A 13409-nucleotide genomic window follows, 5' to 3' on the forward strand; every position below is an offset into this window, starting at 1 on the left:
CGGATCCTTGAGTTTTATGAACGCTTGAGCTTGGCCGCCTTGTCGGCGTCGTACCACCAAAGATTTGGGAATCCCGAAACAGCGTATTTCGGCAGCGGGTCGGGATGGCTGAAGCGATCCCAATAGACATAGCGCTGCTTGTCGTAATTGAAGTGTGGAACAAGATAGAAGTTCCAGAGCAAAACCCGATCCAGCGCCTTCGCGGCGGCGACCTGATCGGCGCGGCTGGTGGCGAAGATGATGCGTTCGATGATGGCATCGACCGCCGGATTCTTGATGCCGGGAAGATTGTTCGAGCCGGGCCGGTCGGCCGCCTGCGAACCGAAATTGTCGCGCTGCTCGTTGCCGGGCGAGATCGATTGTCCCCAGACCTGGGTCACCATCTCGAAATCGAAATCGCGCACCCGGTTCTGATACTGCACCGTGTCGACGGCGCGCAGATTAACGGTGATGCCGAGGCGCTCCAGGCTCGGCTTGTAGAACAGTGCGATCCGCTCCATGCCGGAATCGCCACTGTTGCCGAGGATCTCGACCGTGAACGGCTGGCCTGAGGAATCCACCAGTTTGCGGTCGCGGATCTCGAAGCCGGCTTCCTTCAACAGCCGCGTCGCCTCGCGCAGATTGGCGCGCACGTTTTCCGGCGTGCCTCCGACCGGATCCTTGTAGGGCGTCGTGAAGACTTCCGGCGGCACCTTGTCGCGTAGCGTCTCCAGGATCTCGAGCTCCTTGCCCTCCGGCAGGCCGGTCGCCATCAAATCGGGGATGCCGTCGAAATAGCTTGAATCGCGATGATAGTCGCCGGTCGAAAGCACGCGGTTCATCTCTTCGAAATCGAAAGCATAGTTGAAGGCGCGGCGCAGTCTGGGGTCGGCGAATTTCGGGCGCCTCAGGTTGAACACCCAGCCCTGCATCCGGCCTTGATTGCGGACGGTGAAGAGCTCCTTGAGCAGCCGCTTCTCACGCACCGGCGGAACGTCGTAGGCCGACGCCCACTCCTTCGCGCTGCGCTCGCCGTACCAATCGAACTGGTCGGCCTTCAGCGCCTCGCGCGCGACGGTGTCGTCGCGGAAATATTCGTAGCGCAGCTCGTCGAAATTGTTCTGTCCGATCGCGATCGGAATATCCTTGCCCCAGTAGTCCTTGACGCGCTCGAGCACCACCGATCGTCCGGCAACGAACTCCTTGATCCGGTAGGGACCCGAGCCAAGCGGCTGCTCCAGCGTGCTCGCGGTGATGTCACGCTTCTTGCCCTGCGCGTCGGTGCCTTCCCACCAATGCTTGGGCAGGATGACGAGCTGACCGGTGATCATCGGCAGCTCGCGGTTGCCCGGGCTGTCGAAGGTGAACTTGATGTCGCGATCGCCGACCTTCTCGGCCTTTTCGATGTGCCGGTAGTAGGCGCTGAACATCGGGCTGTTCGCCTTCCACGCCTCGAACGAGAAGATCACGTCCTCCGGCGTGACCGGCTTGCCGTCGTGCCAGCGTGAGCCGGGCCGCAGGCGGTAGATCACGTAGGAGAAATCGTCGGGGAAGGCTGCCGCCTCGGCGAGTTCGCCGTAATACGTATCGGGCTCGTCGAGCGAGGCCTCCATCAGCGAATCGTAGATGCGGGTGACGGAAGAGGCGACCGTGCCCTTCAACCCCGCAACGACCAGGTTGAAGCTGTCATAGGTGCCGGGCTGGAACAGCCGCACCACGCCGCCCTTCGGCGCGTCCGGCTTGACGTAGTCGTAGCGCTTGAAGTCGGCGGGGTATTTGATTTCGCCGTAGGTCGAGAGGCCGTGCCGCCATTTCAGCCCGTTGGGGGCTTCGTCGGCGAAGGCCGGCGTGATCGCCGACAGGCCGGGGGTGAGTCCGAGCGCCGGAGCCATTGCCGCCAGTGCGCTGCCTTGAAGGAGGTGTCGTCGGGTGATCGCCAAATTCGGTCTTCCTGCTTGCGGCCCCGCTTACATGGGACCCAATATAAGGCAACGGTTCGACAAATTACGTTGCTTTTTCCTCATGATATTGGCCCGGGAACAATATCGGTGCGGCGAAACGTCCCGATAACAACCCCGCGACAGCGGATTCCCCATGCGAAAACGGCCAGGCATTGCCTGGCCGTTTCATCCGCATGCTTGCGCGAAGCAAATCGTTACTTCGAGGCGGTCGGGAGCGGAGCCGGGTGCTCCGAGTTCGAATTCAGATAGGCGATGATGTCGGCGCGCTCGCTGTCCTTTGGCACGCCGGCAAAGCCCATCGCGGTGCCCGGGATGAAGCCTTTAGGGTTGGTCAGGAACTTGTTGAGGTCGTCGAACGACCATTCGCCGCCCTTGCCCTTCATCGCGGCCGAGAAATTGAAGCCACGGCCCTCGCCCTTCTTCTCGCCGACGACGCCGAACAGGTTCGGACCGACGCGGTTGGGACCGCCCTTCTCGAAGGTGTGGCAGGCCTGGCACTTCTTGGCGGCCGCCGCGCCCTTCTCGACGGAAGCGGTCTGCAGCAGCTTCTCGATCGGCTCGGATGCGGCCGCAGCGGCCTCGCCGCCACCGCCATGGGACTCTTCCTTCACAGCGATCTCAAAACCCGGCTTCTCCGGCAGCTTCGGCGCGAATTTCGCGCTGGCGGCAAAGCTCATCACCAGGACGACGATGCAGGTGCCGAGAATCGCACCGAGGATTTTGTTGAGTTCGAAGGAGTCCATTTTGGGTCAGGCTCCGGGCCTTGAATGTCGACTTCAGGCCGGGAATACGGCCGCGGGGAAAGACCTGGGAATCGGCCTTATCGCACCGCCCCAAGCAGGGTTGAGATATCGGTTTGCCCGCGCTCTGGCAACCCGTATAAACGCGCCGAATTCAACCTCCTCCCCGGCAATTTCCGCAGGCCGGACGGGCTCCGACACGAATGACCCAACCCCGTACCTTGGTGCTGATTCCGGCCCGCATGGCCGCCACTCGCCTTCCGGGAAAGCCGCTGCTCGAGATCGCCGGCGTGCCGATGATCGTCCATGTGCTGCGGCGGGCCGAGGCGGCGGGCATCGGCCGGGTTGCGGTTGCGACCGACACGGCCGAGATCGCTGCAGCGGTGAAGGCTGCGGGCGGCGAGGTCGTAATGACCCGTCCCGACCATCCGTCCGGCTCGGACCGGATTTATGAAGCGATGACGACCCTCGACCCCGACGGCCATGCCGAGATCGTGGTCAATCTGCAGGGCGATTTCCCGACCATCAGCCCCGAGACCATCCGCAGCGTGATGCCGGCGCTCGACGATCCCGCAGTCGACATCTCGACCCTGGCCTCGCGCATCCATACCGAGGAGGAGGATCAGGCCCCCAGCGTCGTCAAGGCGGTCGGCTCGCCGATCGGGCCGAACCGGTTGCGCGCGCTGTATTTCACCCGCGCCACCGCGCCTTATGGCGACGGGCCGCGCTACCATCATATCGGCCTCTACGCCTACCGCCGCGCCGCGCTGGAGCGGTTCGTGGCGCTGCCGCCCTCGCCGCTGGAGCAGCAGGAAAAGCTCGAGCAACTCCGCGCGCTGGAGGCCGGGATGCGGATCGACGTCACCATCGTCGATACCGTCCCGCGCGGCGTCGACACCCCGGCCGATCTCGAAACCGCCCGCAGAATACTTTCCAAAGCCTGACCGGCTGGTAAAAGGCCACCCATGACCAAGAAGCTGAAAATCGCGTTCCAGGGCGAGCCTGGCGCCAATTCCCATATCGCGATCGTCGAGGCCTATCCCGACGCCGAGCCGATGCCCTGCCCGACCTTCGAGGACGCGCTGGCCGCGATTTCCTCGGGCGAGGCCGATCTCGGCATGATCCCGATCGAGAATTCGGTCGCCGGCCGCGTCGCCGACATCCATCATCTGTTGCCCGCCTCGGGCCTGTTCATCGTCGGCGAATGGTTCTTGCCGATCCGCCATCAACTGATGGCGATCAAGGGCACCAAGCTCGCCGACATCAAGAGCGTGGAGAGCCACGTCCACGCGCTGGGCCAGTGCCGCCGCGTCATCCGCAAGCTCGGCATCAAGCCGATCGTCGCCGCCGACACCGCCGGCAGCGCCCGCGACATCTCCGAGCGCGGCGACAAGAGCGTGGCGGCGATCGCCTCCCGCCTCGCCGCCGACATCTACGGTCTCGACATTCTCGCCGAGGACATCGAGGACGAGGCCCACAACACCACCCGCTTCGTGGTGCTGGCGCGCGAGGCCAAATGGGCCACGCAGGGTTCGGGGCCGCTGGTCACGACTTTTGTCTTCCGGGTGCGTAACTTGCCCGCCGCGCTGTACAAGGCGCTGGGCGGCTTTGCCACCAACGGCGTCAACATGACCAAGCTCGAAAGCTACATGGTCGACGGCAATTTCTTCGCCACGCAATTCTATGCCGATGTCGACGGTCACCCCGATGAGCGCGGCCTCGCGTTCGCGATCGAGGAATTGAAATTCTTCTCGCGCGAATTCCGCATCGTCGGCGTCTATCCCGGCCATCCGTTCCGCGCGACCTTCAGCGAGACGCAGGATTGACGCAGTCATTCCGGGGCACGCGAAGCGTGAACCCGGAATCTCGAGATTCCGGGTTCGATGCTGCGCATCGCCCCGGAATGACGGGGTCAAGCCGCCGCCGTCTTCGCAAGCCCGAACGCCTCGGCGAGCAGGCTGTACGACTTCTTCCGCGCGGCATGGTCGTAGACCGCTGATATCACCATCAGTTCGTCGGCCTGGGTCGCCGCGATCAGCGGCTCCAGCTTCGTCATCACGGTTGCGGGGCTGCCGACGAAGAGGCGGGCGCGGTTGCGCGCGATCGAGGCGCGCTCGGCGTCGGTGTAGGGATAGGCCTCTGCCTCCTCGACGCTCGGCAGCGGCAGATACTGGCCGCGGTCGCGGCGCAACCGGTTGAGATCCATCGACAGCGCAAGCCGCTCGGCTCCAGCGTCGGTCTCCGCCGCAACAACCGCAACCGCCAGAATCGCCTGCGGCGTCGCACGCCAGCCCGACGGCTTGAAATGCGCGCGATAGTTCGTCATCGCCGCAATTGCATCGTGAGTGGCAAAATGATGCGCGAATGCAAAGCCCATCCCGACCTGGGCCGCGAGTTCGGCGGAATAGTCGCTCGAGCCGAGCAACCAGATCGGCGGCAGCGGCGAATCATCCGGCATCGCCACCACATTGTTGTAGGGATGGCCGGGCGGGAAATCGCGCGTCTCCCACAAGGTCAGCTCGTGCAGCCGCTCGAGGAAATCATCGCCTTCGCGGCGATCGAGCCGGCTGCGCAGTGCGTAGGCGGTGGCGCCGTCGGTGCCGGGCGCGCGGCCGAGGCCGAGATCGATGCGGCCGGGAAACAGCGCCTCCAGCATCTTGAAGCGCTCGGCGACGACCAGCGGCGCGTGGTTGGGCAGCATCACGCCGCCGGAACCGACACGGATATGCGACGTCACCGCCGCGATCTGCCCGATCATCAGATCGGGCGCCGGGCTCGCGACGGAAGCGAGGTTGTGGTGCTCGGCGAGCCAGTAGCGGACGTAGCCAAGGCCATCGACATGGCGTGCCAGGTCGATGCTGTTGCGGAGCGCAACAGCCGGCCTGGTGCCAGTGGTGACGACCGACAGGTCGAGGACGGACAGCGGAATCATGGCCGTCAACCTAGTGTGGCGCCACGAGGCGACAAAGGCCCCGGCCACGCAGACCAGTCCCGCGGCGGAACGCCGGCGCCGGCAGCCGCTGATTTTGGGACGATATACGACGGTTCATTGACGCACCAAGCTACCCACAATCGATTTCGATCTCCAATCACTTGCAGAATCATTATTATATCAATATTTTCAATATATTAATGCTACCGTCGCGAAACCAACGGGCTGCCCACCGAGCGTCCACGATAGTCAATTTTTGCCGAATCTGCGCCACGAATGGGCAATTTCCCATATCCAATGGGCTGTTTGATTCGACGCGTTTGGCTTATCTTGGGGCCTTCATATCCAGGCCGGACGTCTGCCCTCCAGTTGCGGAGCCTTTGCGTATCATGACCGAGACCATTTCCTCCGTGCCGAACGCACCACGTGCGCCCAAAGCGCCGAAAATCTCCTTCGAGTTCTTCCCGCCGAAGACCGAGGAGATGGAGCGCAATCTCTGGGAGACCATCAATCGCCTGGCGCCGCTGACGCCGAACTTCGTCTCGGTCACCTACGGCGCCGGCGGCTCGACCCGCGAGCGCACCCATTCGACCATCACCCGCATCCTGCGCGAGACCGATCTGCTGCCGGCCGCGCATCTGACCTGCGTCAGCGCCTCGCGCGGCGAGATCGACGACATCGTCGACCGCTATCATGAGGTCGGCGTCCGTCACATCGTCGCGCTGCGCGGCGATCCGCCCGGCGGCATCGGCACGCCCTACTTCACCCATCCGGACGGCTACCAGAGTTCGGCCGAGCTTGTCGCCGGCATCAAGCGGCGCCACGCCGACATCGAGATCTCGGTGTCCGCCTATCCCGAGAAGCATCCGGAAGCGAAGGATTTCGACGCCGACATCGACACGCTGAAGGCCAAGGTCGACGCCGGCGCGACGCGCGCGATCACTCAGGTGTTCTTCGACAACGACCTGTACCACCGCTATGTCGACCGGGTGCGCGCGCGCGGCATCGAGATTCCGATCGTGCCGGGCATCATGCCGATGCACAATTTCAAGCAGGCGCGCAATTTCGTGACGCGCGCCGGCACCAGCGTGCCGGACTGGCTCGCCGAGAAGTTCGAGGGCCTCGACAACGACGCCGAGACCCGCAAGCTGGTTGCCGCCACCGTCGCCGCCGGCCAGGTGCAGAAGCTGTTCAAGCACGGCGTCGACACCTTCCACTTCTACACCATGAACCGCGCGGACCTCGTGTTCGCGATCAGCCACCTGCTCGGCATCCGGCCGAACGGTGCCCAGAAAGCTGCCTGACACATGTCCGTTCCCGTTTCCCCCAAGCGTAACGCTTTGCTCGCGGCTGCCCGCGAGCGCATCCTGGTGCTCGACGGCGCCATGGGCACGATGATCCAGGGCCTGCAGTTCGACGAAGCCGCGTTCCGCGGCGCGCGCTTTGCGGACTTCCACCGCGACATCAAGGGCAACAACGATCTGCTGATCCTGACCCAGCCCGATGCGATCACGGACATCCACGCCGCATATCTGCGCGCCGGTGCCGACATCGTCGCGACCAACACCTTCTCCTCGACCTCGATCGCGCAGGCCGACTACGACATGTCGGACCTCGCCTATGAGCTGAACCTGCAGGGCGCCCGGCTGGCGCGCACCGCCGCCGAGCGGGTGAGCGCCGAGGACGGCAAGCCGCGCTTTGTCGCCGGCGCACTCGGCCCGACCAACCGCACCGCCTCGATCTCGCCCGACGTTTCCAATCCCGGCTATCGCGCGGTGACCTTCGACGATCTGCGCAAGGCCTATGGCGAACAGGCCAAGGGCCTGCTCGACGGCGGCGCCGACCTGCTGCTGGTCGAGACCATCTTCGACACGCTGAACGCCAAGGCGGCGCTGTACGCGATTTCCGAGATCATCGAGGAGCGCGGCATCGACGTGCCCGTGATGATTTCCGGCACCATCACCGACAAGTCCGGCCGCCTGCTCTCCGGCCAGTTGCCGGAGGCGTTCTGGCATTCGGTGCGGCACGCAAGGCCGGTCACGATCGGCTTCAACTGCGCGCTCGGCGCCGAGGATCTGCGCGCGCATATCGCCGATATCGGCCGCGTCGCCGACACGCTGGTCTGTGCATACCCGAACGCCGGCCTGCCCAACGAATTCGGCCAGTATGACGAGACGCCGGACTACATGGCGCGGCTGATCGGCGAGTTCGCGGCCTCCGGCCTCGTCAACATCGTCGGCGGCTGCTGCGGCACCACGCCCGACCATATCGCCGCGATCGCCAAGGCCGTCGCCCCGCACAAGCCGCGCGTGGTGCCCGAGATCGCACCGCGGCTCAGGCTCTCCGGCCTCGAGCCGTTCACGCTGACCGACGCGATCCCGTTCGTGAATGTCGGCGAGCGCACCAACGTCACCGGCTCGGCGCGCTTCCGCAAGCTGATCACCGCCGGCGACTACACCGCCGCGCTGCAGGTCGCGCGCGACCAGGTCGAGAACGGCGCCCAGGTCATCGACGTCAACATGGACGAGGGCCTGCTCGATTCCGAAGCGGCGATGGTGACGTTCCTCAACCTCGTCGCCGCCGAGCCCGACATCGCGCGCGTGCCCGTGATGGTCGATTCCTCGAAGTTCCACGTCATCGAGGCCGGCCTGAAATGCATCCAGGGCAAGCCGATCGTGAACTCGATCTCGCTCAAGGAAGGCGAGGAGAAGTTCATCCATGAGGCGACCGTCGCCAAGCGCCACGGCGCCGCCGTGGTGGTGATGGCGTTCGACGAGACCGGCCAAGCCGACACGTTCAAGCGCAAGACCGAGATCAGCAAGCGCGCCTACGACATCCTGGTCGGCCGGCTCGACTTCCCGCCCGAGGACATCATCTTCGATCCGAACATTTTTGCGATCGCGACCGGCCTCGAGGAGCACAACAATTACGGCGTCGACTTCATCGAGGCGGCGCGCTGGATCCGGGCGAACCTGCCGGGCGCCCACATCTCCGGCGGCGTCTCCAACCTGTCGTTCTCGTTCCGCGGCAACGAACCGGTGCGCGAGGCGATGCACTCGGTGTTCCTGTATCACGCGATCCATGCCGGCATGGACATGGGCATCGTCAATGCCGGGCAGATGATCGTCTACGACGACATCGATCCCGAGCTGCGCCAGACCTGCGAGGACGTCATCCTCAACCGCGATCCCGGCGCCTCCGAGCGGCTCTTGGCGCTGGCCGAGAAATTCCGCGGCAAGGAGAAGCAGACCAAGGAGCAAGATCTCGCCTGGCGCGAATGGCCGGTCGAGGAGCGGCTGTCCCACGCGTTGGTGCACGGCATCACCGAGTTCATCGAGCAGGACACCGAGGCCGCCCGCCAGAACGCGTCCCGTCCGCTCGACGTCATCGAGGGGCCGCTGATGGCCGGCATGAACGTGGTCGGCGACCTGTTCGGCGACGGCAAGATGTTCCTGCCGCAGGTCGTGAAGTCGGCCCGCGTGATGAAGCAGGCGGTCGCCTATCTGATGCCGTTCATGGAGGAGGAGAAGGCCCGCAATCTCGCCAACGGCATCACCGGCGGCCGCAACGCCGCGGGCAAGATAGTGCTCGCGACGGTGAAGGGCGACGTCCACGACATCGGCAAGAACATCGTCGGCATCGTGCTCCAGTGCAACAATTTCGAGGTCATCGACCTCGGCGTCATGGTGCCCGCCAACAAGATCATCGAGACCGCGAAGGCCGAGGGCGCCGACATCATCGGCCTGTCCGGCCTGATCACGCCCTCGCTCGACGAGATGAGCTTCCTCGCCGGCGAGCTGCAACGGCAGGGCATGAACCTGCCGCTCCTGATCGGCGGCGCCACCACGAGCCGCGTGCACACCGCAGTGAAGATCGACCCGAACTATCCGGGCGGCCCGGTCGTGCATGTCAATGACGCGAGCCGTGCCGTCGGCGTCGCCTCCTCGCTGCTGTCGGCCGAGAAAAAGCAGGCCTACGCCGCCGAGGTACGCGCCGAATACGCAAAAATCTCGACGGCGCATTTCCGCGCCCAGGCCGACAAGAAGCGGCTGAAGCTTGGCGAGGCCCGCGCCAACAAGGTCGCGATCGACTTTGCGGCGGCGCCGCCGAAAAAGCCGGCCTTCTTCGGGCTGAAGAGCTTCGACGCCTACGATCTTGCCGAGCTCGCCGACTACATCGACTGGACGCCGTTCTTCCAGACTTGGGAGCTGACCGGACGCTTCCCGGCGATCCTCGACGACCCCAAGGTCGGCGAAGTCGCCCGCTCGCTCTATGCCGACGCGCGCAAGATGCTGGACACCATCATCAAGGAGAAGTGGTTCACCGCCCGCGCCACCGTCGGCTTCTGGCCGGCGAACGCCGTCGGCGACGACATCGAGGTCTATGCCGACGAGACGCGGAAGCAGAAGATCGCGACCTTCCATACGCTGCGCCAGCAGCTCGAGAAGCGCGAGGGCCGCTTCAACGCCGCGCTGTCCGACTTCATCGCGCCGAAAGAAACTGGCATCGCCGACTATATCGGCGGCTTCGTCGTCACCGCGGGGATCGGCGAGGATGCGGTCGCCGACCGCTTCAAGAACGCCAATGACGACTACTCCTCGATCCTGTGCAAGGCGCTGGCCGATCGCCTGGCCGAAGCCTTCGCCGAACGCATGCACCAGCGCGTGCGCAAGGAGTTCTGGGCCTATGCGCCCGATGAGACCTGGTCGGCGGACGAACTGATCCTCGAGAAATATGACGGCATCCGCCCGGCGCCCGGCTATCCGGCGCAACCCGACCACACCGAGAAGCGGACGCTGTTCGCGCTGCTCGATGCCGAGGACACCGCCGGCGTGAAGCTGACCGAGAGCTTTGCGATGTGGCCGGGCTCGTCGGTCTCGGGCCTGTACTTCTCGCATCCCGAAAGCTTCTACTTCGGCGTCGGCAAGATCGAGCGCGACCAGGTCGAGGACTACGCCGCGCGCAAGGCCATGACGGTCGCCGAGATCGAGCGCTGGCTGGCGCCGGTCTTGAACTACATCCCCTCGCAGGACGGCGCGAAGGGATCGGCGATCGCGCCCGCCGCGACGCCCGCCAACGACGCGGAGCTGGCCTCGCATCCGCAGGGCTGCACCTGCGCCGTGCATCTCGCCTGGCGCAAGAAGAAGGTGGGGGCTGGGTAGGCCTCCTCGACACGTGTCATCGCCGGGGTTGACCCGGCGATCCATCTTCAAAAACACTTCTGAAGATTGATGGATGCCCGGGTCAAGCCCGGGCATGACGTATTGGAGTGCCGTAGCCCGGATGCAGCGAAGCGTAATCCGGGATAGACTGCGACGGAACGACGGACCGGCCCCGGATTTCGCTTGCGCTTCATCCGGGCTACGGGTCTGGATAGACCTTTCTTCCCTTCTCCCCTTGTGGGAGAAGGTGTCGCGGACAAAGTCCGCGACGGATGAGGGGTCTCTATCCCCGGAGACAGACCCCTCACCCGTCCGCGATGCCTTGCATCGCGTCCACCCTCTCCCACAAGGGGAGAGGGGAAGAAATGCGGGGTGCACTCCATGCAGTTCTTCTCGTTCTGGCGCTCGCTGGCGAGCTTTCGGGTGCGGGTCGCGCTCAACCTCAAGGGCGTCGCCGCCGACGTCGTCTTCGTCGATCTCGATGCGGACGCGCATCGCACTGATGCCTACCGCAAGATCAATCCGCAGATGGCGCTGCCGGCGCTGGTGACCGACGACGGCACGGTGCTGTTCCAGTCGCTCGCGATCATCGACTGGCTCGACGAGACTTTTCCGACGCCGCCGCTGCTGCCGGCGGATGCGCTCGGCCGCGCCCGGGTGCGCGGGCTGGCGCTGATCGTCGCCTGCGAGGGCCATCCGCTGCTGACGCCGCGGGTGCGGCGCTATCTCGACCGCGAGCTCGATCTGCGCGACAGCCAGCAGAACGCGTGGCGGCGGCACTGGACGGTCGAGACGCTGGCGGCGCTCGAGGGGCACCTCGCCGGCCACAAGGCGACCGGCCGGTTCTGTCACGGCGATGCACCCACCCTTGCCGACATCTGCCTGGTCGGCCATGTCACGGCGGCGATCAACCAGCAGATCAGCCTGTCGCCCTGGCCGACCGTGAAGCGCATCCACGAGACCGCCATGGCGCTGCCGGAATTCGCCAAGGCGCATCCGTCCGCGCAGCCGGATACGCCGGAAGCGATGCGGGCGAAGTAGTTTGCGGACGCGCTGCAAAGGACGGGCAGAGGCGCAAACGTGTGCGCGGTTCTCTCTCGACCGTCGTCCCGGCGAAGGCCGGGACCCATACGCCGCGGCGGATGTTGTGGATGGGACTCGTCGTTGCAGCACTGCTCAATAATGACCATCGGTGGTTATGGGTTCCCTGCTTTCGCAGGGACGACACCGAATGTGTGGCGTCGTCTGTGACACACTTCCGCGTTCTCGCGACATGATTTGTCCGAGCTTTGTCTTTCGCTCCGCCCTCTCTTGAACGGAGGGCGCAGGGAAAGCCGGGTGCCGATCGGCCCGCACGTGGCTCAAGCATCGGCGGCGGGCTCGCTCCCCTGCTATCCGCCGAAGTCTCTTGGCGGATGCGGGAGAGGGAGCCTGTAGGGCGTGCTCACCTCACGCTCGCCATGTTCCGACCGATGCGATCCCTGACCGTTCGCGCGATCGCCGCCGGAGCTTCGGCGGGAATCGCGAAGCACGAGCTCGCGTTGATCTCGCAGAGCACGTAGGTGTCGGCGCCATCAGCATCGCGTGGACCGTAGAGGAAATCGGCATCCCAGATCACCGGCAGCGACGTCTCATCGATCGTCAGCGCGGCCATCATTTGCGGGATCCATTCGTCCTCCATCAACCTTCGCAGTGCCTGGAATTGTGGCGCATCGGGGCCGTGCATGATGCGCGGTCCGGGTTGGGCTTCCGGAGAATCCGGGCCTTGCGGGGGCGGCGGGATCAGGGCCTTGATCAATTGATGCCCGAAGCCTGCGACCTTCGCTCCGCTGACATAGCAACGGATCATGCCCTCGGGCAGGCGCGGCTGGAACGCCTGATCAATGATGCAGCCGCCCCAGCCGAAATACGGCGCGCAGCGCGCCATGAAGTCCTCCAGCGGCATCTCCTCCGGCTGGCTGCCGCGCAGCGCATGCAGCACGCGAATCGTCGCGTCGGTGTTCGGCACCGTTTCCACCTTCCAGACGCCCTGCCCGCCATTGCCGCGGTTCTGCTTGAGCACGCGCGGACCACCCGCGCGCAAGCGCGAGGGAAATTCGGCGCGGAACGCATCGACCGTGGCGTATCGATGGGTGTCGGCGCCCCAGCCGAGGTGTCGCGTCCGGTACAGCACGTCCTTGACGCCCATCTTGAGGATGATGTCGGGATGCGCGCTGACCCATGGTCCCGCCGCCGCGACCTCGCGCAGCAGCGGATCGAGGGCGGCGCGCGTCTTGCCCTGATGGATCGGATCGACCCAGACCAGAACGCCGTCCATCGTCAGCAATTGGTCGCGAACGGCATCGGCGAATGTCTCGTCATAGACGACGGGAACGGCCTCGATGCCCGAAGCGGCGAGCGCTTCGAAGACGCGGACGAAACGGCTGTTTTGTGGGGTCGCCTCCCGGCGCGACGCGGCGTCGCCACGCGACAGGATAGCGATTTTGCCAGGACGATTTTCGGAACGAAGACGTGTGTGTGGTTGGGTGTCCATGTGAAAGCTCCACGACGGTGAGTGTCGCGCAGAGCTTGGACCGAGGTCTCACGGGGAGTCTGCCTTGTCCCCTTGAGGCAAATCTAGACCACCGCGCGCAGG

At 65.0% G+C, this 13409-nt stretch carries 9 protein-coding genes; 5 read left to right on the forward strand and 4 right to left on the reverse strand.

Annotated elements, in window-relative coordinates:
- Window positions 1-14: 14 nt before the first annotated feature.
- Window positions 15-1871, reverse strand: a complete 1857-nt coding sequence (locus tag J2R78_RS12840) for an extracellular solute-binding protein (RefSeq protein ID WP_253604720.1) — start codon at window positions 1869-1871, stop codon at window positions 15-17.
- 263 nt (window positions 1872-2134) lie between these two features.
- Window positions 2135-2683, reverse strand: coding sequence for a cytochrome c family protein (locus J2R78_RS12845; protein WP_253604721.1), 549 nt, complete (start codon window positions 2681-2683; stop codon window positions 2135-2137).
- Window positions 2684-2883: 200 nt separating this feature from the next.
- Here J2R78_RS12845 and J2R78_RS12850 point away from each other — a divergent pair, with 200 nt between their 5' ends.
- Both J2R78_RS12850 and J2R78_RS12855 read left to right on the forward strand, forming a co-directional pair.
- Window positions 2884-3624: a 3-deoxy-manno-octulosonate cytidylyltransferase gene (locus tag J2R78_RS12850; protein ID WP_229190896.1), complete on the forward strand. Its 741-nt coding sequence runs from the start codon at window positions 2884-2886 to the stop codon at window positions 3622-3624.
- Window positions 3625-3645: 21 nt separating this feature from the next.
- Window positions 3646-4506: a prephenate dehydratase gene (locus J2R78_RS12855; protein ID WP_076824865.1), complete on the forward strand. Its 861-nt coding sequence runs from the start codon at window positions 3646-3648 to the stop codon at window positions 4504-4506.
- A gap of 86 nt (window positions 4507-4592) precedes the next feature.
- Here the strand turns inward: J2R78_RS12855 and J2R78_RS12860 are convergent, their stop codons facing one another.
- Window positions 4593-5612, reverse strand: a complete 1020-nt coding sequence (locus J2R78_RS12860; protein WP_253604722.1) for an LLM class flavin-dependent oxidoreductase — start codon at window positions 5610-5612, stop codon at window positions 4593-4595.
- A gap of 389 nt (window positions 5613-6001) precedes the next feature.
- Between J2R78_RS12860 and metF the strand changes: the two genes are divergently transcribed.
- From metF to maiA, 3 genes are all read left to right on the forward strand, one after another.
- Complete coding sequence (metF, locus tag J2R78_RS12865) at window positions 6002-6916, forward strand: methylenetetrahydrofolate reductase [NAD(P)H] (RefSeq protein ID WP_016840922.1); 915 nt, start codon at window positions 6002-6004, stop codon at window positions 6914-6916.
- Window positions 6917-6919: 3 nt separating this feature from the next.
- Window positions 6920-10774: a methionine synthase gene (metH, locus tag J2R78_RS12870; RefSeq protein WP_253604723.1), complete on the forward strand. Its 3855-nt coding sequence runs from the start codon at window positions 6920-6922 to the stop codon at window positions 10772-10774.
- A 381-nt stretch (window positions 10775-11155) separates the two neighbouring features.
- Complete coding sequence (gene maiA, locus J2R78_RS12875; RefSeq protein WP_253604724.1) at window positions 11156-11815, forward strand: maleylacetoacetate isomerase; 660 nt, start codon at window positions 11156-11158, stop codon at window positions 11813-11815.
- Window positions 11816-12218: 403 nt separating this feature from the next.
- Here the strand turns inward: maiA and J2R78_RS12880 are convergent, their stop codons facing one another.
- A complete protein-coding gene (locus J2R78_RS12880) occupies window positions 12219-13307 on the reverse strand; it encodes a Cj0069 family protein (protein WP_253604725.1) in 1089 nt (362 codons plus the stop codon).
- Between the last annotated feature and the right edge of the window lie 102 nt (window positions 13308-13409).

The sequence above is a fragment of the Bradyrhizobium sp. USDA 4538 genome (assembly GCF_024171045.1).
Lineage (GTDB): Bacteria > Pseudomonadota > Alphaproteobacteria > Rhizobiales > Xanthobacteraceae > Bradyrhizobium > Bradyrhizobium australafricanum.